Source organism: Acinetobacter sp. YH16052, from assembly GCF_013417155.1.
Classification (GTDB): Bacteria; Pseudomonadota; Gammaproteobacteria; order Pseudomonadales; family Moraxellaceae; genus Acinetobacter.
On record NZ_VPEO01000013.1, the window covers coordinates 58,381 to 79,360 of the forward strand.

Sequence of the window (20,980 nt, forward strand, 5' to 3'; positions counted from 1 at the left end):
GACAGGAAGTTGAGGTTTTCTAAACCATTTCACTGGGGTTTGCTGGTTTTTTAATTGATCAGTAGGATAAGGCCGGTTTAGAGGATTAAATGCATAGATTGCTTAGGCTATTTTAATAGAGTTATATGGACTTATTAATTATGCTTTTAGGCACCCCACCAATATGGCAACGGCGTATTTTTCAGCGTTATACGATGCTGCTGGAAATGCTGATCATGCTTGGCAACTTCTGCCCAAAACCGTGGACTATGATCAAAATGCTTTGTATGTACCAGTTCATGGACAGCGACATAACGCGCGACTTGTTCAGGAAATAATACCAGCGCGCTGTTCAACATAATGTCATGTTTGGCAGAACAACTGCCCCATCGGGTTTTGGGATGTCTAATGTTGCAGTTTTTAAAAGGCAAATGACATTGCTGTGAGACGAGATTTAAATATGAAGGAAGCTGTTCTTTTGCGTAGGCAATCACGAAAGTTTTTAAATATTCTTCAGGATGTCGGTCACTGATCCGAAGCTGTAAATTTTCATCATTAAAAATAAAGTTGTTTTTCTGGCTGTGATAAGAAATTTTTACTGCTGCTTTTAGATTGAATAACCGCAGCTCACTCGGTAGCGTCCGGTCAATATTTTCGATTTTTTCCTGCTGGGATTGCCAGGTTTTAATCAGCCAGCTTTCAGATTGTTCAATAAAATGCTGTATCTGTTTTTTGCTGCAAAAAACCGGTGCTGTAAGGCGAATCTGTGTTGCATCGACACGCAAACGTAACCGTGTTGAACGGACATTTCGGGTGATTTGAATTTCGGGTAGGTCGGATAAGGTCATTTTTTATATTTAATCATTTTTTTAATCCTCCCCCTTGCGTAGCAGTGCTACTCACCTTTATTAAGGAGGGAGAAAAGCTCCTCTTAAAAAATCTAAAATGAGGCTTTTCTTGCACAAAAGTTAAAGCAGTACTTTAACTTCTGTTCAGGATTTGGGGAGATTTTAAAATTAAACCGCTGTACGCTCTTCAATTCCGTTATCCGTCGCGACAATTGCGATATCTGCTTTGTTGATCGCAAAGATACCGTTACACACCACGCCCGGAATATCGTTTAAGGTTTTTTCCAGTTCAAGCGCATTCAGAATATTGAGGTTATATACATCTAAAATCACGTTACCGTTGTCAGTGACCACACCTTCACGATAAGCAGGATCGCCACCTAAAGATACGATTTTACGCGCAACCGCAGAACGCGCCATTGGAATCACTTCTACAGGAAGCGGAAACTCACGACCCAATTGTCCAACCCATTTTGAATCATCCACGATACACACAAATTTTTTCGCAATAGAGGCAACAATTTTTTCACGTGTCAATGCTGCGCCGCCACCTTTGATCATATGCATATGACGATCAATTTCGTCTGCGCCATCGACATAGGCATCTAAACCACTGACAGAGTTCATATCCACTACTTCAATACCGAGCTTTTTTAAGCGCTGTGCAGTTGCTTCTGAACTGGCTACCGCAGCTTCCAATTGCAGCTCAGGTAATAAGTCAATTAAAAAGTTTACAGTACTGCCTGTACCTACGCCTAAAATGCCCCCTTTTGGCAAGTGTTTTAAAGCGGCTTTAGCTGCTGCTTGTTTTTTCTCATCTTGGGTTGCATATAGACTCATGGCTTCACTCAACTATTTTGGACTTTTGCAGCTTTTTTAAACCGCAAAGCCGTGTGGTTTGTTACAATAAGCCCCTATTTTAAACTGTTAGATGGAAAATTAACATGCTGTCTCGTTTGGTTCGACAAATTTTACAAGCAACGGTCTACGATGTTGCAATCGAAACTCCACTCGAAGCAGCGCCACGAATTAGCGAACGACTCAATAATAACATCCGCTTTAAACGTGAAGATTTACAACCGGTTTTTTCATTCAAACTACGCGGTGCCTATAACCGTATTAGTCAACTACCGAAATCACAAATGGAACGTGGCGTTATTACTGCTTCAGCGGGCAACCATGCACAGGGCGTGGCACTCTCAGGGAAAAAGCTGGGTATTCGCGCGATTATTGTGATGCCTAAAACCACACCTGATATCAAGGTACAGGCGGTTAAACGTCTGGGTGGCGAAGTGGTTTTGCATGGTGATTCATTTGATGTTGCCAATAAATATGCGATTCAACGTGCCCAGGAAGATGGGATGACTTTCATTCCGCCTTATGATGATGAACTGGTGATTGCTGGCCAAGGCACCATTGCCAATGAAATTCTTCGCCAATGGCGCGATGTGGATTACGTGTTTGTCGCAGTTGGAGGTGGTGGCCTGATCGCAGGTGTTGCAGCGTATTTAGGTGATGTCGCACCCCACGTTAAAGTCATTCCAGTGGAATACGACGAATCTGCCTGTTTAAAAGCTGCTTTAGAAGCAAATGAACGTGTGATTCTCCCATCTGTGGGCTTGTTTGCTGATGGTACAGCGGTAGCCCAGATTGGGGAAAAACCTTTTGAGGTGATTCGTCTACAAAAATCGGACAATTCAGGCCCGATCGTGGAACCGAATGTGGTGCTGGTGAATACGGATGAAGTCTGTGCCGCGATTAAAGACACTTATGACGAATGCCGTAGCATTGTCGAACCATCTGGTGCAATGGCTCTGGCAGGTATTAAAAAATACGTGGCTGAACATGGCATCGAAGGGAAGAACATGGTGTCGATTGTCTGCGGCGCCAATATGAACTTCGACCGTTTACGCTATATCGCTGAACGTACTGAATTGGGTGAACGCAAAGAAGCGATTTTTGCCGTGACGATTCCAGAACAGAAAGGTTCATTCCTGAGTTTCTGCCGTGCATTACAAGGCCGTAATATCACTGAATTTAACTATCGTGCCAGTGATGCTTCTGCGGCACAGGTCTTTGTCGGTATTAGTCTGAAAAATGGCGAGAAAGAACGTCAGGAAATTTATGAAACCTTAAAATTCCAATATGACGTTGATGATCTGTCTGATGATGAAGTGGCCAAACTGCATATCCGTTACCTGATCGGTGGTCATGCCGACATTGAAAATGAACGCCTGTTCCGAGTGGAATTCCCAGAGCGTCCTGGCGCTTTACTGATGTTCCTGGAACGTCTTGGCCCAACCCATAACATTACCCTGTTCCACTACCGTAACCACGGCGCTGCTGAAGGACGTGTTCTGGTGGGCCTTGAAGCAACCGATGCACAACAAAATCCGGACGGTTTGATCGAAACTCTCGAAACCATTACCTATCCATATCAGGAAATTACCAATAATCTGGGTTATCAACGTTTCTTGAAGTAATTCTCTCAAACATAAACCGCCTTTCGAGGCGGTTTTTTATTTATATACAATAAATTTTATTAATGATTTTTTAAACTATTTAGAGTTGTAGTTAAAACTTCGTGTGCAACTTTAATATCAATACTGTGATATCTCCTGCGATCATCATCTAAAATTTTATCTTTACTAAATATAGCTAAATGTAAAATATCATTTTGAAGCTGATCAAGTTTTTCGTAAGTTTTAATTAATCTTCCCTTTAGCTGTTCAAGATCTTTATCTTTTTCTACTTCAAGAATGATCTCTAAATTAGAAATCATACCTACATATAAATCATAAATAATCGGATTCAATTCTTTTTCAATACCATAGTACACATTCCCCTTATTAGGTCCTTCATTTAAATTATCAATATGCGAAGCAATATATTGGGCAAAATATTTATCAAATTTTTTTAATATCCAGATAAACTTCCTTTGCAATATTTGAAACTGTCTCAACTCTCTTTTGTGTTTTCCATTGCTTTGAAATACAGTAAGCCACGATAACCGTTAAAATTGCGGCAGCAATCGTTGCAATAGCTCCCCAATCAAGCACACAATTCTCAACCATTTAGTTCTTTTCCTTTCTAAATAAACGATTTATATCAATTATGTAAAACTTCAAACATCTTGGATTAGATTAACGCTAACATAACTCAAAATACTTTATTTAGAATAATTAAGGATAGCAAATGGCATTATTTGCAGTCATTGGGCTTGGCAGTTTTGGTGCGACCGTGGCCACGCAGCTGATCAGTCTGAAGCATGAAGTGATCGGGATCGATCTGAATAAAAAATATGTCGAAAATATTTCCGATCAACTAACCCATGCCGTGATTGCCGATGCAACCGATGAACATGTACTGGATGAGCTGAACATTCAGCGCTGTGATGCCGTTGTTGTGGCAATTGGAGAGGATATTGAGGCCAGCATTCTGTGTGTATTGCACTTAAAAAATATGGGCGTGAAGAAAATCTGGGTGAAGGCCAAATCCAAATCCCATCACATGATTCTGACCCATCTCAATGTTGAAAAAATCATTCATCCTGAAGAAGATATGGGCGTTCGGGTGGCACAGTCATTAAGCTATCCGATGGTCAGTCGTTATATGGCGCTTGAGGATGATCATTATATTGTCAAAATTGAAATTCATGCGGATCATCATGGTACGCCACTGAATCAGTTGATGAAGCATGCTCCTGAAATCACGACCTTATTACATAAACGCGGATCTACATTGCAATATCACGTAGATGCCAATCAGATTCTTCAGGAAGGCGATATTTTACTGGTTGAAGGATTGCTGGAACCTTTGCGCCATCTTGCTAAATATTTTAAACATCTATGAAAAGTTCTGATTTAAAGCAACACAGGACGATTAACCTCAGTCCTCCAAGCTTACTGGCTTTGGGTTTTCTCGGATTAATTCTGATCGGCTCACTGCTATTGATGCTGCCTATTGCACATCATGGAGAAATCAGCTGGCTGGAGGCGATTTTTACAGCAACTTCTGCTGTGACCATTACCGGGCTATCGGTGGTGAATGTCGGTGAAGCCTATACCGTATTTGGTCAAATCGTGATTATGTTTTTGTTGCAATGCGGTGGCTTGGGTTTTATGACCTTTGCCATTCTGGCAGTGATGAGTCTGGCACCGCAACTGGGGCTAAAACAACAAGTCATGGCACAGGAGTCCATTGGACAAACTAGTCTGAAAAAAGTCAGTTTTACCATTAAAGCCGTGTTTTTATATTCTCTATTCTTTGAAGCAATCGGTACGCTGATTCTGACTTTGGCTTGGCTCAAAGAATATCAGTTTAGCGATGCACTATTTTATGCAGCTTTTTATAGCGTCTCCGCTTTTAATAATGGTGGATTTTCACTATTTCCAAATAGCTTGATGAGCTTTTCAGGACAATATCTGATTACCTTTACTATCAGTATGTTGTATATCATTGGCGGTATCGGTTTTCTGGTACTGATGGATGTCAAAGAACATAAGCGCTGGCGTAAGTTGAGTACCAACAGTAAGCTGATCCTCTCAACGATTCTGGGTCTGAACCTAAGTGCTTTTATCGTACTTTGGCTATTAGAGGCTTCCAATCCACAGACCTTAGGTCTCATGAGTTTGGGCGATCAGGCCGTGAATGCCTGGTTCCATGCCACCGTTCCCCGCTCTTCAGGTTTTAATAGCTTGCCAATGGAACAAATGAGCGATGCATCCACTTTAGTTACCATATTTCTAATGTTTATTGGTGGAGGTTCCTTAAGTACGGCGGGCGGCATTAAAGTCGGTACCTTTATTATTGTCGTGATCAGCGTAATCAGTTTTTTAAGACGCGAAGATGAGATCCGGCTGTTTAATCACTCTATTCCTGAAAAAACTACGTTTAAAGCATTGGCCGTGGTGTGTATTACTGCTGCGCTGATCATGATGGGTTTTATGAGCTTATTAATCCTGGAACCTGAGCAGGATTTTCTGGATCTGTTGTTTGAAGCCGTGTCTGCAGCCTGTACCGTTGGCTTGTCCCGAGGGGTAACTGAAGAACTACAACCTGCCAGTTTAATCATTCTGATGTTATTGATGTTCGCAGGGCGTCTAGGGCCACTGACGCTTGCTTATTTCATTGCCACACCGAAAAAGAGTCGTCTCAAACATCCACCTTCAGAAATCCAGATTGGTTAATCTATCTATAAAAAAACCATGCAGCAGCATGGTTTTTTATTTTCATTATAAGGTCATGAAACTCGGAATCTTAGAACCAGTTCATCAATGAGACACCTAAACCGACATACGTGGCACGGTGATTATAATCAATCAAGCTTTCTCCGTAGCCATCAAATAGCTGGAATTGACCACGCAAACGCCCACTGATCGGGAATGACCAGTCGAACTGTACGGCTCCACGGTTGTCATCTCCACCTTTTAAGGTATGTCGCAGCATCAATGAAAAATCATGCTCCTTATAACGATAAAATGCGGTCATGTCTCCACGGCCAATATAGTTTTTGATTTCGGGATTGTTATCGTCTTCTCGCTTCTCTTCAAAACGATACCAAGGACGAACCATCAAGGCAAAATTGTCTTTTTCAAAACCAAGATTCAGCATCACCCGGTTCCAGCTACGTGATAACGGATCAGAACGGCCATTGGACTGATGATTAATGGTCAATCCCAACATACGCCAGTTCAGACCTAAAAGATCATAGTTGGTACGGAAGATTAAACTGGCTTCGGGTTCATAGTTGGTTTCACGAAACGGACGTGATTCTTCCGAGTTATACACCTGCCAACGTGAAGACTGAGTATAACCAAGCCAGAGATCACCATTATCGCCCAAAATATTTTCAACTGCCTTGGTCTTTAAAGACAATTGAAACTTCGCTTCAGTTGAAGTGAGATTCTGTTTCTCTGTTTCTATATTGTTGGGATTTTCACTCTCGGGTAATTCATTCTTGTTTGATGTCCAGAAACCTGGCATCAAATACACCGGCTGATAAGAGCGAATGTTCCAGGTGCCTAATTTACTTTCCGGAGAGAGTTCCCAGCGGCTATCCAGCAAAGATAGATTCGGCGTCAGCTTTGATCCTTCAGAAGCATAAATATTGGAAACAGTCTGACCAATTTTCGCTTTTAAATTATCGGGTTCAGGCGCAATTTCTGCTGCTGCACGACGCTCAGAAACGATTGCAGGCTTATCAGTGACCGGAATTTTAAATAAAGTATCATAACAGGCCAGACGCTCTGCACTAATTTCCAGTGCAGCACAGGCTTCAGCCGTTGCCGGCGTGGGACTGTTGACTACTGTTTCTTCCGCATTCACTTGCGTCCCAACTGCACAGCCCAGCAAAACGCTCAGCTGTAGAGTTGAGCGCTTAAACGAATTAAGCGCCATCCATTATCCTCTTTTTTTTATTTATAGAACTTGTTGAATTACAAAACCAAGCTGTTCCAGCATTTCACGTTTTGCCACTGGCGCTACAATGGCTTTCGTCGCCTGCTGCTCGACCAGATAGGTCTGTGCAACACGCTGCAAATCATCCAGTGTGACATTCAATAAACGTTCACGTAATTTTTTACGGAACGCTGGCGTACGTTGATGCAAGTAAGAATAACATGCAGTAATGGCTTCGCCTGCCGGTGAACCCGGTTTATCCATGCTGGCAATCAGACCCAGAATGGCTTCTTCCAACTGGTGTGGCTGTTGTGGTGCATTAAGTAACCACTGAATACTTACATCAAAATCCTGGAAAGTTTCTGCCAGACGTGGGTCACGATAGCTGTAGAAACGGAATGAACAGGCATTCCCGTCATAGCTGGCACCACCACCATAGGCACCGCCTTTTTCACGGATGGCACTGTGCAGGAAGCCATTACGCAAATAACCCGCCAGTACCATCAATGCAGCAGCATCAGGATGTGAAACTTCAACAGCTGGATAAGCAGCCGCACAGAACTGGACATTGGCTTGAATCAACCAGGCTTCGTGCTGGTCATGGGTTACTTTTTCGACTTGAGTTAATGAAACTGGTGCAGAATCAACTTCAAGTTTATCCCAGACATTCTGAATTTCTTCGATCAGATGCTCAGACTGCGGCTCTTCACAGACTAACAGGAATTGCTTTGGTGCTTGCAACAAGACCCGATGAATCCGTTTTAATTCATCAATCAGCAGATCATATTCAGCCGGATCTTTTTCGATCTTAGACACCAGCTCGATCAGCCAGTTCAATGCACCCAAACCGGTATTGTGATAATCACGCAAAGCCAATGCACTATGCTGACGTGAAGCCGTTTGCATTGCATAGCTATGTCCAGAACCAGAAATACGTGACTGCCAGCGCGTTTTACGCTGTTGTAACAGTTCAACAATACGGTCTTTCTCATCAAAACGAAGCTGTTCAAAACCGATCTTTAACAGACGAATTGCATCCAGATGATTCACCAAAGATTTGGTGGTCAACGTCAACCAGGCAGTAATTTTGTTTTTGTCATCGACTTTAGAACGCAAAGATGCGCCCATGCCCAGACCGCCACTTACCGCTGTTTGCAGTTGCTGGAACTCAAGATAATCATACTCACCCGCACCAACTTCACCCATCAGGATCGACAGCAGGTTAAAGTAAGGCGACTGCACCACTTCATCCGGAATATTGACCAGAACCTGTTGATAATAAATCCCATTGGTGCCGGCATGATACAGGTTCAACGGCGTATCAACACGGTTACAGATAATCTCACGCAACTGGCCTTGAACAATTTGCAATTCCGCAGGGACATCTTCCAGACCGACTTTCGGCAATAAGTTCAAGTCATCCGGCGTGTCCTGACGAACATTCAATGCTTCAGTCTGGGCAATAATTTCAGCTTTTTGTTCTTCAGTCAGATTCTTTCCAATTTCGGCTAGACGCGCTTTTTCATCAGCCGCTTCTTTGGCAGATTTGGTCGCATCGGGAACCAGTGTCAGTTGGACACGATGTGGGTTATCCAGCAGATGCTCTTTGATCAGATTGGAAAGCCACATCGGATCTTGCAGCTCTTCCTTAACTGCGGCAATCGCAGAGTCCACATCCCAAACTTCAACCGGATCACGGTGATGAATCGCGCTGCCCAGACCGCTCAGAATCAGGCTCAAACCATACGGCGTACCATCACCATTGATTTCACGCTGATGCAATTCAATTTGATGCAGGATCGCATCGACCATGTTCTGATCAACCGGTTTAGAGGCAACATCTTCTAGAACCTTAAACACACCATTTTTAAATTCTTCTGCATGTTCAGGATTTGAACCCTGCACCGCACAGTAGAAAGTCATTTCAAAATTAGAATCATCCACGCCCATGAATGGACCTGTTGCATCTGCATAACCACACGTTTCCAGATAATGACGCAGTGGTGATGCTGAATCTTCAAGCAGAATCCCTTCAACTAAACGCATGCCCAAACGCAGTTTAATGTCACTAGCTTCCGGCAATAACCATGACAGCACATGATAGGTCTTGTCCTGTAGATCTTCGGCATCGACCGCATAGCTGTCGGTAACCGTCAATGGTGCAGTCAAACGGGTTTCAGGTGTTGGATACAGCGTCTGACCTTTTTCAAATTTGGATAATGCCAGATGTTCAAACTGCTCTTGCAATTCAAATGCTGTTTTATTGCCAAAGGTCATGAAGACTGCATTACTTGGATGGTAATGTGACTTATAGAAATCTACTAACTCTTGGTAAGTCAGGTCAGGAATATCTTTAGGATCACCACCAGAATTATAATGATAGGTGGTATGCGGATATAAATGATGCGCCAGCGTGTGATACAGCTGGTCTGAAGGCGAACTCATCGCACCTTTCATTTCATTAAAAACTACGCCTTTATAGACAGGCTCGCCATTTTCCAGCTCAATGCGAATGCCTTCCTGGGCAAAATCCAATGGATTCAGGTTCGCAGCAAATGCTGCATCCATATACACTTCGAGCAGGTTCTGGAAATCTTTACTATTTTGGGTCGCAAATGGATACGCAGTCCAGTCCGCCGCAGTAAAGGCATTCATAAAGGTGTTCAGTGAACGGCGAATCATCAGGAAGAATGGATCACGCACCGGGAATTTTTCTGAACCACACAGCGCAGTATGTTCCAGAATATGTGCTTCGCCTTTAGAATCCATCGGCTGGGTACGAAACGCCACCAGAAAGACATTTTCGTCGTGATTGGTCGCCAGATGATAATGTGTGGCGCCAGTGACTTTATGTTTATATTCAGACACGAAAATGTCTAAAGCTTCAACATGTTGTTGACGTACCAACTGAAACGCAGGATGTACAGTTTGAGAAATGGTTTCAGTGACATCTACAGTCATGCGATCTCCTAATGCTTTAATTAAAATAACTAAGCGCATTATAGCTTTAGTTATCTGAATTATTCACGTTGAAAACCGAGGATTTTGATCGAATTAAGTAAACTTGATCATTTGAAAATTAAATCATCAAATTTACTTCCTGCATCTAAATGAGTATTTACAAGCTTAAGAAATCAGATATTTAAAATAGTTATAGCTTGGATTGTTTTCCACAAATACATAATTCTGCTTTTGATAAAAACTGGCGGCCAGTCGGGTATCTGTTTGCAGGCACAAAGCTGAATAGTGCGGACGTGCCAATTGCTCCAGGTAAGCCAAAAGCTGTTTGCCTACGCCATGCTGACGATATTTCGGATGCACATAGAAACGACGTACCCGACCAATCCGCTCTTCAATACCATTATCTCCCCATTGCTGGTTTAAGCCGCCACAGGCAACCAGTTTCTTGCCATCATGCGCCACCACCAAATATTCATTGGCGTGGCTAAAGCAGTTTTTCCCGGTGCGATATTCTTCTATTAACTTATCTACCAAATTATAGCCTTCTTTACGTGCCAGAGTTGCCAGTGTTTCGATCTGATCCGGGAGTTGTTCGGCTGTTACAATTTTAATATTCATATACGCACACTATTTGAAATTGTTGTGAAGAATGACTGTTGCCAAGCGACTTAAAGTATCATGCCAGGAGCGATATCTCTTTATAAATAAAATGTGGTCCTTAAATCAATGCTGCGGCGCACCAGTGCACAAAAATAAGCCAGCTTTTAGACCAAAGATAGCTGCTGAACAAAATACAGCATTTTTGAAAAGTATTTGAAAATGATTCAGCAAACTACAGCAATCCCAAGCAATCGTGTAAACTTAGGACTTTCATTTTTAATGTGATATTTGAACATGGCAACTGTTGATCTTTTTGCGATTGGTAATGCGCTGATTGACCAAGAATTTAAAGTTTCTGATGACTTTTTAACTGCACATCACTTGCAAAAAGGCACCATGCAACTTGCAGATGGTGAGACTCAGGCCACTCTTTATCAAAATCTTCAAGCGACTCAAGTGTATAAAGGTCAGGCTTCAGGCGGTTCAGCAGCCAACACTACTGTGGCATTTTCTGCGCTCGGTGGTTCTGCATTTTATGGCTGTCGTGTCGGCAATGACGAACTGGGACACATCTACCTGAAAGGTTTAAATGATGCCGGTATTAAAACCACCACCCAATCGATCAGTGAAGGCGTGACAGGGACATGTATGGTTCTGGTCAGCCCTGATTCTGAACGTACCATGCATACTTACCTGGGTATTACGGCCGAACTAACCGATCAACAAATTGATTTCAGCGCATTACATAGCGCGAAATGGTTATATCTTGAAGGATATTTATCGACTTCTGAAACGGCACGTCATGCGGTACAACAAGCACGTGATATTGCACGTGCTAATGGCGTTAAAATTGCTCTAACTTTATCTGATCCTGCCATGGTGCAATACGCGCGTGCCGGTCTGGATGAAATGATTGCAGATGGTGTAGACTTGCTGTTATGTAACCAGCAAGAAGCGCTGATGTATACAGAAACAGATAATCTTGAGGCAGCCCTGCTTAAATTAAAAACAATCAGTCAGCACGTTGTCATTACATTGTCAGCTGAAGGCGCACTGATTTCGGATTATCAAAATACATTTACTGTTCCTGGCCGTAAAGTGCCTGCAGTAGATGCCAACGGTGCCGGTGATGCTTTTGCCGGGGCTTTCCTGTACGGATTGAATGCTAATTTGGGTCTTCAAGCTGCGGCTGAACTGGCGATTCTCATTTCGAGCCAGGTGGTTTCACAATTTGGTCCACGCCTGGCAGTTGAAGACTATGCGGCATTATTACAAGACTTTCAAAAGGAATGTGCTTAATGTTTAAAATCTGCATGACCGAAGACGTTCCAGAGCGCGAAGCACGCTCTTTTGAGCTTCCTGATGGAGACAATATCTTTATCACACAGCGTGACGGTGCCTTCTATGCCTATCAAAACCTGTGTCCACATTTGCAGGTTGAACTGGAATTTCTGGAAAACCAGTTTTTGGATCGTGATCAGGAATTTATTGAATGCTCCACGCATGGCGCCTTGTTTCTGGTAGAAAGCGGTGAATGCATTTCTGGGCCTTGCCAAGGTCAAGCACTTGAAAAAGTAGAGATTACCGTGCATTCTGATGGTGGAATTTATCTCTCAGAATAAGACGAAAACGGACTTCACCATGCCTGCATTTTTTCTAGACTATAACCTGATGCCTTTTCATCTGAGTTTATTGGCGATTATTCTGTTTGGTGTGGTGAAAACGATCGGTTTCTATTTTGGACTCAGATCCAGCAAGTTTCTGCAAAAAATTTCACCTTATAACTTTCAGCAGATGGATCTACTAAACGTCAAATTCTCCAAAACTTTGATTGTGTTTTTCTTCCTGATGAATTTTAGCTTTGCCGGCTATGTTTTACAGTTCCTGATCTATTCTCAGGAATTTAAATTTCTGCCTGCCTATTATCTGATTATTCCAGCTTTGATCATTGCGACTTTTTTTACTATTTTTATGATTCACTGTCTGGATCAGGTCATTCCCCCTAAATATAAAAAGAACAATGTCAATCTACTTGGTCGTCTGGCGACGATTTCCAGTGGCAATGCCCGTCCCGGTTTTTCTGCTCAAGCGCGGGTGCGAGATGAGTATGGGCAACTGCATTATGTACAGGTAGAACCTGAGTTTGGTGAACTCGGTTTTCAGTCGCAGATTATCCTGATTCGCATGAGAAAATCTCATTATGTTGCTAAGAAAATTTGTAAATCTAATCAGCTGTTCAGCATGAATCTAGATTAAATTCTAAATCATTTGATAGTTATTAAAAAATCCCGACAGATATCGGGATTTTTTAATGTCTATATTTATTTTTTAAGAAGTCCTGAAACCATATTCAATACATTTTGAATATCATTATTGGCTTCCTGCTTGCTGGTCTGCTCACCTTGCGGGGTAAGCGAATCAATAATCTGCGGCAAGACCTGTGAAATCGCACTATACACATCCTGCTTCGGTACATGGGTTTGCTGTGCAACTTCTTCAACTTCCTGCTCATCAAACAGGTTTTGCACCTGCTGCGGATCGACATTGGCATTTTCACCGGGGCCGGTCGACACCCAATCATCGACCTGGCTATTGAGCCCCTGTCCTTTGAGCTTGTCTAATGCACCCTGTAAACCGCCCTGTTTTTGAATCCAGGCCAGTACTAAAGGCAGTACTGCAATCAATAAGGTTTTACCGGTAGAACCACCTAGTCCTGAACGAGGCTGGGCAGTACTTTCAGTACTACCACCACCAAACTGACTTAGTACTGAACCTAAAATTGCCCCCAGACCATTTTGTCGGTTCTGCTGACCGGTTTGATTCTGCTGGTTTTGAGGATTTTGATTTTGCTGAGGATTTGAATGGTTTAAATGCCCTAGCACAGACCCCAGGATATCTGCCAAGCCACCTTGTTGTGAGGACTTTTGCTGCGACTGCCCGCCACCCAATGCCTGCTTTGCTAATATTTCCACAATACTACTCAGGTTTGTCATGTCCTATATCCTATGTGCGTCTTAATTACAGAATACGGCCTACCCTCATATTGTCTAGGCAAGATTGTGTTAATATTTGCAATCTTAGTTAAGCAGGTTTTTGGCTTACCAGCGAAATTTATCCCAGTTTTCCGGATTAGCCCAAAATTTGGAGTTAAACCAGTCTGGCACGTGCTTATAGGTTAAAATATTAAACTGCCACAGCGCAAAATCGGCCTCATGTGTGGTCTTGTCAATCAACTGGGTAAATCCCAAAGCTCTCAATAACTTTTCATCTTGCAGCCGACTGATTACCACCAATCGTTTGACAAACAAATCACGTAATTTCACCAGAATTTGACTCATGATCTGCTCCGACAAATTTTCTGTTTCTGCAGTATCCAACATCACCACAGCCAAGTCATAACGTTGCTGAAAAGGCAGATTTAAAAAGTCAGATACGCTAAAATAGGACCATTGAATAGCTGGCTGAAACTGGACTTGGCTCAAGTCCTGCCCAATACAAATAGCAGTATGAATTGGCTGTTCCTGTGCGAAATCGTCTAGCATCGAGGTAATGACATTCTGCTCAGCCATAACTGCATCCTTATGATTTAAGTGAGTAATTTTTATGGAACTTCAGGGCATTTGTCATAAAATGCACGTCGGCCTCAAGGACCTTAGTGTAACTGATCAACAGATACAGCGGGCAAATGTTGAATATAAATTAATTTTAGATCGTGCAGAAATTGATCTTCCGTTTAATTTAGGCCAGGAAATCGAGATTGAATGGACCAGTAATATTTACTGCGTGTCCTGTGGCAACAAAACTTCCAAATCATTTTCGCAAGGTCACTGTTTTAAATGTTTTAAAACCAATGCTTCATGTGATATGTGCATCATGAAGCCAGAGACGTGCCATTATCATTTAGGCACTTGCCGCGAAGATGAATTTGCACAGAATGTCTGCTTCCAACCACATATTGTCTATCTGGCCAATTCCAGTGCATTAAAGGTCGGCATTACCCGTACCAGCCAAATGCCGACTCGCTGGCTTGATCAGGGTGCCACCCAAGCCCTGCCGATTATGAAAGTGGGCTCACGTCGTCTTTCCGGAAAGCTTGAGGTCATGTTTGGTACGCAGGTTGCTGATAAAACTGACTGGCGCAAGCTACTGAAAGGTGAAGCAGAACCATTGAACCTGATTGAAGTGCGTGAACAACTGCTGGAAGAATTTGCGCCTAAAATTCAAAGCATTCGCGAAGAATTTAATCAGAATCTAGAATTTAATGAAAATATTGAAGTATTGGAAGATGAATTCGCACGAGAGTTTATTTATCCGGTAGAACAATATCCGGAAAAGATTAAATCGCATAATCTGGATAAAACTCCTGTGATTCGTGGCAAATTACAAGGCATCAAGGGCCAGTATTTAATTCTGGATACTGGCGTGATTAATATGCGCAAATATACCGGTTATCAACTGATTATTCGTGCTTAAACCATTATTTGCCTAGAAAACAAAAAACCAGCCCGCAGGCTGGTTTTTTTATACAACAATTTTATTTGATTTTTGCCTGAGATTTCAGGTAACGCGTATAATCATCAAATTCCTGCTGACCACGAAGTTGCTGATATAACCTCACCAACTCACTACGCTGTTCTGCACTTAATACATCCACCGGATTTTTCTTCACTTCTGATACCGCAACCACAACCAGTTCATTCGGCATTTTCGCTGTGGTCACTGACCAATGGCCTGCTTTTGGTGTCGGCAGACTAAAGGCCGCACGCTGTACATCACGTTTTAGTAAACCTTCAGCACGTGTGTAAACACCAGCATCTTCAAAGATCAAATCACCTTTCGCCACTGCTGCAACCGGTTTGGTCTTGAACTCATCCAAAGCTTTCTGAATTTTTGCTTTTGCCAAAGCAGCTGCTTTGTCTTCAATCAGCTGAGCCTTAACACGCGGTTTTGCTTCTGCCAGTGTTTGTTCGCCGGCTGCATGATAATTACGCACCTTTATCCAGGCTACATCACCATTGGCTAACTGAATGCTTGATGAAGCATTACGATCACCATTTTTAACATCGTCATTAAACAATTTGACTTTGAGGTTAGCATCGCTCAGCACAGGATCACGGGTCGAAAGTGTTACACCTTGGGCTTTCTGGACTTGTACACCTTTAACTTCCTGTGTAACGACATCCAGAGAATCACTTCCTACCACCATATCATTTAGCGTATTGACCGTATCAGAGAATGCATTGGATTTTTTAGCAGCCAAGGCTTCTTCAGACAAACGTGCTTTTTGTGATTCAAGAGAAGGAACTGCAACATCTGGCGTTTGCACAGAAATGATGTGGTAACCATAATCTGTTTTCACTGGTGCAGACACCTGACCCGATTTTAAAGAACTAACCGTCTGATCAAATGCAGTACCAAATACACCTTCTTCATAAACGGCAAGCGCACCACCTTTAGACTTAGATTCAGGGTCTTCAGAATATTGTGCTGCTGCCTGAGCAAAAGTAGTACCGGCTTTAATTTTGGCTGCAATATCGGTCGCCAGTTTTTTTGCTTCAGCATCACTACGACTGTCCGCCGTAATTAAAATATGCTTCACATCTGGTTTAACTGTCTGTTTTTGTGTTGCAACAAAGGCGGTATAGGCTTCCTGAAGCTCAGCCTCTGTAACCGCTAAACTCTCCACCTGAATATCGCTTGGCTTTAACACCACATAGTCGACATCTACGCTGGTCGGCTGTTTAAACAGTGTTTTGTGCTTTTCATAATAGGCAGCAATGTCTGCATCCGTCACTTTGACATCTTTTTTATAGCTGTCCAGATTAATGCTGGAAATATGAATATGACGTTGTTCAGTTTGTAAATCAGCAATCTGCTGCATTTCGACTGGGCTTACCAGTGGATAATCCAGAAAAGTCGATGACAGCATCTTCAGCGCATGATCTTTACGTAAACTTTCGATCAAAGCGCGATTGGTCATGCCAATTGATTTTAGATAATTTTCATATAAAGCATTCGAGAACTTTCCATCTTGCTGGAAAGTAGGCTGCTGAGCAATCATCTGTTCAATTTGCTGGTCACTCAGACTGATCCCTAATTCTTCAGCCTGTTGCAGCAATAAAGTACGTGCAACCAGCGTATCCATGGCTTTCTGGTCAATGAAGCTTTGATTCAGTAAAGTTTCATCCCCATTGGCATAACTGAGATATTGTTCTTTAAATGATTTGGTCAGTGACTCTAATTCTTTTTGAGATATTTCAGTCCCGTTCACTGATTTTGCTGCATCAGAGTTTCCGCTGCTAAAATATCCTTCAATACCTACAAGTGCTAACGGGGTCAAAAATAGAACGAGCAAGACTTTGCCCAACCAACCCTTAATAACTTTACGAAAAGCTTCCATAAGTATTCCAATATTTTATTTGCAAAGGATTTTAACCGAAAATACCCATTGAATGAATGTGTTAATCATCACAATTAAATTTATCAATAAAAAACGCGCCAAAGAAGGCGCGTTTCGTCGCTGGGTAAGCTTAAGCTACAGCGTCTTTTAAGCCTTTACCTGCTTTGAAGCTAGGTACTTTGCTTGCTTTGATCTCAAGAGTAGCACCAGTTTGTGGGTTACGACCAGTACGTGCAGCGCGTTCTTTCACACCGAAAGTACCAAAGCCCACTAAAGTTACTGTATCACCCGATTTTAAAGCTTCAGTAACAGAAGCAATTGTAGCATCTAAAGCTTTACCTGCGTCAGCCTTAGATAATCCCCCTTTTTCTGCAATTGCATCAATTAATTCTGATTTATTCATGAAGATTACGTCCTCTTAATATCGTTTATTTAAGGTTCAAGAATTGGTTTAACATGCCATAACGCCTTTATAGCAATGCTTTAGGTATAAACGCAATACTTAAGAACCTCTTTTTTTTCAAAAAATATGCGAAAAAAACATTGAATAATAAATAAAGTCATTTTATTTAAGTTTTTTCGACAATTCTTCTTTCATTTTTTCTTGTTCCGCAGTCAACTGATCAACCTTGGCATGCAACTGAAGGATTAAACGTTCCAAATACTGTACATCCTTCAGTGTGACTAAGCCTATACGATTCAATGAGTGATGAACAGAGTTGTCAATTAATTTTTCCACTTTGTCTTTGGTGTCTGTGACCGACTCTTTGGCCTTTTCTGAAACCTTCTCTACAGTTTGATCGGCAATATCTGCAGTTTTAGATTCAAGCTCTTCCCCGACCTTGACCAGCGAGTCAAACAGTTTGTTGCCTTCTTCTTCTGCACGTGAAAAAGCTCCCAGTCCAGCCAACCAGATCTGTTTGGTGTATTTACGAAAATCAAGAACCGATTTGCGCTCCGAGGCAGATTTAGACTTGGGTTTCAGCATTTTCTCATTCGAAGCTTCAGCTGAGTCTTGTGCTGTTTTTGACTTGTCCATGTGCACGGCTCCTGTTTGTTTTCTGTGCAATTATTATAAATTATTCTACAAAATCACTGCATAATAGCAAATTTAGTACTTGATAGATTTGATAAACTGTTCTACAAAGCAATTTATTTCAAGTCTAATTTGATTTAACCCTGAAATCTCTTCACAAGCAGGAAGCTTTTTCACTTTATATTTCAGGTAAGGATTGGTTGTATATGAGCGAATCGCAACAAAGTCAAAATCAACCGCATTTGTTGCTTACGATGACGTTAATTGTTTTAGAGACAATATTTACTTTCATTCTCAAGCATGATCGTGTCGTTGCATTACAGGCCAAAAAGTTTGTAGATGAAAACATCTCGATTAAAATCAATAGCTATATTCCGTATTTCGACTTTTATGTGCAATTCACCCCCAATGGACTATTGTTTGACCATAAAGCACCGGGCCGCATTGTCGACCTGGATGTGCGCACCACACTTCCCGATCTGATTAAAATTTTCATTTTTGGCAATCGTCGTAGCATTCGCAGCATGCGCATTGATGGCAATCAGGTTTTAAAAGATGAGTTTCGTGATCTGTTAACCGTATTCAGCTTGCCAAAAGTACTAGCCGACTGGAAACACTGGCTGTCTGATGCGCCGACGGATGAAGCGGAAATTATTGCTTCTAAAAAGCGTATTGCACCGCTTTTAAAGAAAATTGAAGAACAGCGCTCCAAGATCAATACCCTGCAAGTGGAAGTCAAACAGTATAAAAACCGCCTGAAACGGATCGAACGCCGTCAAAAGCGTATTAATATCATTTTTGGCCTGAGCAGCGTACTTTTGATTATGTTATTAGTGTATAATTGGCTGAGCATGTAAATCTTTCATTCTCCAAAAATTAAATCCCACTAAGGTCTACCAAAAATAACTTGACTAATTTAGTCGGGATTCATAAAATCTACACATCTAGTCTAACCATGTGTATCGAATCATGCGCCTAACCACTCGCGGTCGCTACGCTGTGACTGCTCTACTTGATCTAGCTTTGCAGCCTTCTGAAAAAACGATAACGCTCGCTGAAATTGCAGCACGTCAAACTATTTCTGTTGCTTATCTTGAGCAGTTATTTGCGAAGCTCAAGCGTCATGGTTTAGTTTCTAGTGTTCGTGGCGCAAATGGTGGTTACCATTTAGCACGTAATGCAGATGAAATTACTGTGTTAGCAATTATTGAAGCTGTAAACGAAACAGTTGATGCGACTCGCTGTGACCATAAAGGCAATTGCCAGAATGGCGCGATGTGCTTGACTCATGATTTATGGCAGGAACTCTCCCATCACATCGCCGATTATTTAGAAAAAATCTCGCTTGCTGATCTAGTTGCACGTGACAACGTCCAGACTGTGTCATTACGCCAAAAATCAGCACCTTTAGATTCAGCCCTTTTATCGGTTACAGGTATTTGACATGAAACGTCCGATTTATCTTGATTATGCAGCTACAACTCCTGTAGATCCTCAGGTTGCTGAACGTATGATGGAATGCTTAACATTCGATGGTACCTTTGGTAATGCGGCATCTCGTTCACACGCGTATGGTTGGCAAGCAGAAGAAAAAGTTGAATATGCACGTGAGCAAGTTGCGAATTTAATCAAAGCTGATCCACGTGAAATCGTATGGACTTCAGGTGCAACCGAGTCAGACAACCTTGCGCTTAAAGGTGTGGCTCATTTCTATGCATCTAAAGGTAAACATATCGTTACCTCTAAAATCGAACATAAGGCAGTTTTAGATACCTGTCGTGAGCTTGAGTCTGAAGGTTTTGAAATTACCTATATTGAGCCTCAACCTCAAACCGGTTTAATTACGCCTGAAATGGTACAGGCAGCGATCCGTCCAGACACAATTCTTGTTTCCCTGATGATGGTGAACAATGAAATCGGTACTGTGACTGATGTTGCAGCGATTGGTGAAATCACTCGCGCCAACAAGATTTTCTTCCACGTGGATGCGGCTCAGGCAGCAGGTAAAGTTGAAATTGATCTTTCAACTTTAAAAGTAGATTTGATGAGCTTCTCTGCGCACAAAATCTATGGCCCTAAAGGTATTGGCGCCCTGTTTGTACGTCGTAGCCCACGTGTACGCCTTAAAGCTGAAATGCATGGTGGCGGTCATGAACGTGGTATGCGTTCAGGTACCCTTGCGACTCACCAGATTGTCGGTATGGGTGAAGCCTTTGAACTTGCAGGTAAAAACCTGGAAGCTGAACAGACTCGTCTACGCGTACTTCGCGACAAATTATGGAATGGCTTACAAGGTCTTGAACAAGTGTTCCTGAACGGTCATCCAACACAAAACGTTGCGAACTATCTAAACATTAGCTTCAACTTCGTTGAAGGCGAATCATTGATGATGGCATTGAAAGATGCTGCGGTATCTTCAGGTTCGGCATGTACATCTGCAACACTTGAACCATCTTATGTACTTCGTGCATTGGGTCTTTCAGACGAACTTGCACACAGTTCGATTCGCTTCAGCTTTGGTAAATACACCACTGAAGAAGATATCGATCACGTATTGACTATCACTAAAGCTGCTGTTGAGAAGTTACGTGAACTTTCTCCGCTTTGGGATATGTATAAGGAAGGTATTGACCTTTCTAAAGTTGAGTGGGCTGAGCACTAATTTTCATCCTGAGATAGTGACAAATCCGTTGCTATCTCATTGAGAAAAGTTTTTTTACCCCCATATTTAATACTAAGGCTGACCCCGAGGTTTGG

At 42.2% G+C, this 20,980-nt stretch carries 22 protein-coding genes; 10 read left to right on the top strand and 12 right to left on the bottom strand.

Going from position 1 to position 20,980, the window contains the following annotated elements; genetic code table 11:
* Positions 1–146: 146 nt before the first annotated feature.
* Both FTV42_RS10360 and rpiA read right to left on the bottom strand, forming a co-directional pair.
* Positions 147–827 (bottom strand): M48 family metallopeptidase, encoded by a 681-nt coding sequence (locus FTV42_RS10360; protein WP_180038697.1) that lies wholly within the window; start codon positions 825–827, stop codon positions 147–149.
* A gap of 168 nt (positions 828–995) precedes the next feature.
* Positions 996–1,667: a ribose-5-phosphate isomerase RpiA gene (rpiA, locus tag FTV42_RS10365; RefSeq protein ID WP_004279784.1), complete on the bottom strand. Its 672-nt coding sequence runs from the start codon at positions 1,665–1,667 to the stop codon at positions 996–998.
* Between the two features lie 104 nt (positions 1,668–1,771).
* On the opposite strand from rpiA, the gene ilvA reads away from it, so the two are divergent.
* On the top strand, positions 1,772–3,310 hold the full coding sequence (gene ilvA / locus FTV42_RS10370) for a threonine ammonia-lyase, biosynthetic (protein ID WP_180038698.1): 1,539 nt from the start codon (positions 1,772–1,774) through the stop codon (positions 3,308–3,310).
* Positions 3,311–3,369: 59 nt separating this feature from the next.
* Here ilvA and FTV42_RS10375 read toward each other — a convergent pair whose 3' ends face one another.
* On the bottom strand, positions 3,370–3,771 hold the full coding sequence (locus FTV42_RS10375; protein ID WP_180038699.1) for a hypothetical protein: 402 nt from the start codon (positions 3,769–3,771) through the stop codon (positions 3,370–3,372).
* Positions 3,734–3,901, bottom strand: a complete 168-nt coding sequence (locus FTV42_RS10380) for a hypothetical protein (RefSeq protein WP_180038700.1) — start codon at positions 3,899–3,901, stop codon at positions 3,734–3,736. Before FTV42_RS10380 ends, FTV42_RS10375 begins: the two co-directional genes overlap by 38 nt.
* 121 nt (positions 3,902–4,022) lie before the next feature.
* Between FTV42_RS10380 and FTV42_RS10385 the strand changes: the two genes are divergently transcribed.
* Together FTV42_RS10385 and FTV42_RS10390 are read left to right on the top strand one after the other, a co-directional pair.
* Positions 4,023–4,679, top strand: coding sequence for a TrkA family potassium uptake protein (locus tag FTV42_RS10385; RefSeq protein WP_180038701.1), 657 nt, complete (start codon positions 4,023–4,025; stop codon positions 4,677–4,679).
* The gene (locus tag FTV42_RS10390; protein WP_180038702.1) at positions 4,676–6,016 is read left to right on the top strand and encodes a TrkH family potassium uptake protein; all 1,341 of its coding nucleotides are present in this window, start codon (positions 4,676–4,678) and stop codon (positions 6,014–6,016) included. Before FTV42_RS10385 ends, FTV42_RS10390 begins: the two co-directional genes overlap by 4 nt.
* Before the next feature lie 70 nt (positions 6,017–6,086).
* Here FTV42_RS10390 and FTV42_RS10395 read toward each other — a convergent pair whose 3' ends face one another.
* The 3 genes from FTV42_RS10395 to FTV42_RS10405 form a co-directional block, all read right to left on the bottom strand.
* Positions 6,087–7,226, bottom strand: a complete 1,140-nt coding sequence (locus tag FTV42_RS10395; RefSeq protein ID WP_180038703.1) for a phospholipase A — start codon at positions 7,224–7,226, stop codon at positions 6,087–6,089.
* A gap of 21 nt (positions 7,227–7,247) precedes the next feature.
* Positions 7,248–10,187, bottom strand: a complete 2,940-nt coding sequence (locus FTV42_RS10400) for an insulinase family protein (protein WP_180038704.1) — start codon at positions 10,185–10,187, stop codon at positions 7,248–7,250.
* Between the two features lie 165 nt (positions 10,188–10,352).
* Positions 10,353–10,805 (bottom strand): GNAT family N-acetyltransferase, encoded by a 453-nt coding sequence (locus tag FTV42_RS10405; protein WP_005246552.1) that lies wholly within the window; start codon positions 10,803–10,805, stop codon positions 10,353–10,355.
* 276 nt (positions 10,806–11,081) lie between these two features.
* Between FTV42_RS10405 and FTV42_RS10410 the strand changes: the two genes are divergently transcribed.
* From FTV42_RS10410 to FTV42_RS10420, 3 genes are read left to right on the top strand one after another with little or no spacing between them, the layout of a single operon-like run.
* The gene (locus FTV42_RS10410; RefSeq protein ID WP_180038705.1) at positions 11,082–12,086 is read left to right on the top strand and encodes an adenosine kinase; all 1,005 of its coding nucleotides are present in this window, start codon (positions 11,082–11,084) and stop codon (positions 12,084–12,086) included.
* 14 nt (positions 12,087–12,100) lie between these two features.
* Positions 12,101–12,409 (top strand): Rieske (2Fe-2S) protein, encoded by a 309-nt coding sequence (locus FTV42_RS10415; RefSeq protein WP_004279797.1) that lies wholly within the window; start codon positions 12,101–12,103, stop codon positions 12,407–12,409.
* Positions 12,410–12,428: 19 nt separating this feature from the next.
* The gene (locus tag FTV42_RS10420) at positions 12,429–13,043 is read left to right on the top strand and encodes an OB-fold-containig protein (RefSeq protein ID WP_180038706.1); all 615 of its coding nucleotides are present in this window, start codon (positions 12,429–12,431) and stop codon (positions 13,041–13,043) included.
* 65 nt (positions 13,044–13,108) lie between these two features.
* Here FTV42_RS10420 and FTV42_RS10425 read toward each other — a convergent pair whose 3' ends face one another.
* Positions 13,109–13,780, bottom strand: a complete 672-nt coding sequence (locus FTV42_RS10425) for a YidB family protein (protein WP_180038707.1) — start codon at positions 13,778–13,780, stop codon at positions 13,109–13,111.
* A gap of 105 nt (positions 13,781–13,885) precedes the next feature.
* Positions 13,886–14,356: a DUF6231 family protein gene (locus FTV42_RS10430; RefSeq protein ID WP_180038708.1), complete on the bottom strand. Its 471-nt coding sequence runs from the start codon at positions 14,354–14,356 to the stop codon at positions 13,886–13,888.
* Positions 14,357–14,390: 34 nt separating this feature from the next.
* Between FTV42_RS10430 and FTV42_RS10435 the strand changes: the two genes are divergently transcribed.
* Positions 14,391–15,260: a DUF2797 domain-containing protein gene (locus tag FTV42_RS10435; RefSeq protein WP_180038709.1), complete on the top strand. Its 870-nt coding sequence runs from the start codon at positions 14,391–14,393 to the stop codon at positions 15,258–15,260.
* 61 nt (positions 15,261–15,321) lie between these two features.
* On the opposite strand, the gene FTV42_RS10440 is transcribed toward FTV42_RS10435, so the two are convergent.
* The 3 genes from FTV42_RS10440 to FTV42_RS10450 all read right to left on the bottom strand — a co-directional run bounded on the left by FTV42_RS10440 (position 15,322) and on the right by FTV42_RS10450 (position 18,226).
* A complete protein-coding gene (locus FTV42_RS10440) occupies positions 15,322–17,187 on the bottom strand; it encodes a SurA N-terminal domain-containing protein (protein WP_180038710.1) in 1,866 nt (621 codons plus the stop codon).
* 130 nt (positions 17,188–17,317) lie between these two features.
* Positions 17,318–17,590, bottom strand: a complete 273-nt coding sequence (locus FTV42_RS10445; protein ID WP_004279807.1) for an HU family DNA-binding protein — start codon at positions 17,588–17,590, stop codon at positions 17,318–17,320.
* 162 nt (positions 17,591–17,752) lie between these two features.
* Positions 17,753–18,226 carry a phasin family protein gene (locus FTV42_RS10450; RefSeq protein WP_114540741.1) on the bottom strand — a complete coding sequence of 158 codons (474 nt, stop codon included), beginning with the start codon at positions 18,224–18,226 and terminating at the stop codon, positions 17,753–17,755.
* 203 nt (positions 18,227–18,429) lie between these two features.
* Here FTV42_RS10450 and FTV42_RS10455 point away from each other — a divergent pair, with 203 nt between their 5' ends.
* From FTV42_RS10455 to FTV42_RS10465, 3 genes are all read left to right on the top strand, one after another.
* Positions 18,430–19,080 (top strand): hypothetical protein, encoded by a 651-nt coding sequence (locus FTV42_RS10455; protein WP_180038711.1) that lies wholly within the window; start codon positions 18,430–18,432, stop codon positions 19,078–19,080.
* 112 nt (positions 19,081–19,192) lie between these two features.
* Positions 19,193–19,666, top strand: a complete 474-nt coding sequence (locus FTV42_RS10460) for an Rrf2 family transcriptional regulator (protein WP_004279811.1) — start codon at positions 19,193–19,195, stop codon at positions 19,664–19,666.
* 1 nt (position 19,667) lies between these two features.
* Positions 19,668–20,885: an IscS subfamily cysteine desulfurase gene (locus FTV42_RS10465; protein ID WP_004279813.1), complete on the top strand. Its 1,218-nt coding sequence runs from the start codon at positions 19,668–19,670 to the stop codon at positions 20,883–20,885.
* Positions 20,886–20,980 lie beyond the last annotated feature (95 nt).

Coding starts and splice junctions, on each gene's coding strand:
- FTV42_RS10455 (WP_180038711.1), top strand. CDS start 18,430: ATGAGCGAATCGCAACAAAGTCAAAATCAACCGCATTTGTTGCTTACG.
- FTV42_RS10360 (WP_180038697.1), bottom strand. CDS start 827: ATGACCTTATCCGACCTACCCGAAATTCAAATCACCCGAAATGTCCGT.
- FTV42_RS10420 (WP_180038706.1), top strand. CDS start 12,429: ATGCCTGCATTTTTTCTAGACTATAACCTGATGCCTTTTCATCTGAGT.
- FTV42_RS10390 (WP_180038702.1), top strand. CDS start 4,676: ATGAAAAGTTCTGATTTAAAGCAACACAGGACGATTAACCTCAGTCCT.
- FTV42_RS10450 (WP_114540741.1), bottom strand. CDS start 18,226: ATGGACAAGTCAAAAACAGCACAAGACTCAGCTGAAGCTTCGAATGAG.
- FTV42_RS10460 (WP_004279811.1), top strand. CDS start 19,193: ATGCGCCTAACCACTCGCGGTCGCTACGCTGTGACTGCTCTACTTGAT.
- FTV42_RS10425 (WP_180038707.1), bottom strand. CDS start 13,780: ATGACAAACCTGAGTAGTATTGTGGAAATATTAGCAAAGCAGGCATTG.
- FTV42_RS10405 (WP_005246552.1), bottom strand. CDS start 10,805: ATGAATATTAAAATTGTAACAGCCGAACAACTCCCGGATCAGATCGAA.
- FTV42_RS10410 (WP_180038705.1), top strand. CDS start 11,082: ATGGCAACTGTTGATCTTTTTGCGATTGGTAATGCGCTGATTGACCAA.
- FTV42_RS10385 (WP_180038701.1), top strand. CDS start 4,023: ATGGCATTATTTGCAGTCATTGGGCTTGGCAGTTTTGGTGCGACCGTG.
- FTV42_RS10395 (WP_180038703.1), bottom strand. CDS start 7,226: ATGGCGCTTAATTCGTTTAAGCGCTCAACTCTACAGCTGAGCGTTTTG.
- rpiA (WP_004279784.1), bottom strand. CDS start 1,667: ATGAGTCTATATGCAACCCAAGATGAGAAAAAACAAGCAGCAGCTAAA.
- FTV42_RS10430 (WP_180038708.1), bottom strand. CDS start 14,356: ATGGCTGAGCAGAATGTCATTACCTCGATGCTAGACGATTTCGCACAG.
- FTV42_RS10465 (WP_004279813.1), top strand. CDS start 19,668: ATGAAACGTCCGATTTATCTTGATTATGCAGCTACAACTCCTGTAGAT.
- FTV42_RS10415 (WP_004279797.1), top strand. CDS start 12,101: ATGACCGAAGACGTTCCAGAGCGCGAAGCACGCTCTTTTGAGCTTCCT.
- FTV42_RS10435 (WP_180038709.1), top strand. CDS start 14,391: ATGGAACTTCAGGGCATTTGTCATAAAATGCACGTCGGCCTCAAGGAC.
- FTV42_RS10400 (WP_180038704.1), bottom strand. CDS start 10,187: ATGACTGTAGATGTCACTGAAACCATTTCTCAAACTGTACATCCTGCG.
- ilvA (WP_180038698.1), top strand. CDS start 1,772: ATGCTGTCTCGTTTGGTTCGACAAATTTTACAAGCAACGGTCTACGAT.
- FTV42_RS10445 (WP_004279807.1), bottom strand. CDS start 17,590: ATGAATAAATCAGAATTAATTGATGCAATTGCAGAAAAAGGGGGATTA.
- FTV42_RS10440 (WP_180038710.1), bottom strand. CDS start 17,187: ATGGAAGCTTTTCGTAAAGTTATTAAGGGTTGGTTGGGCAAAGTCTTG.
- FTV42_RS10380 (WP_180038700.1), bottom strand. CDS start 3,901: ATGGTTGAGAATTGTGTGCTTGATTGGGGAGCTATTGCAACGATTGCT.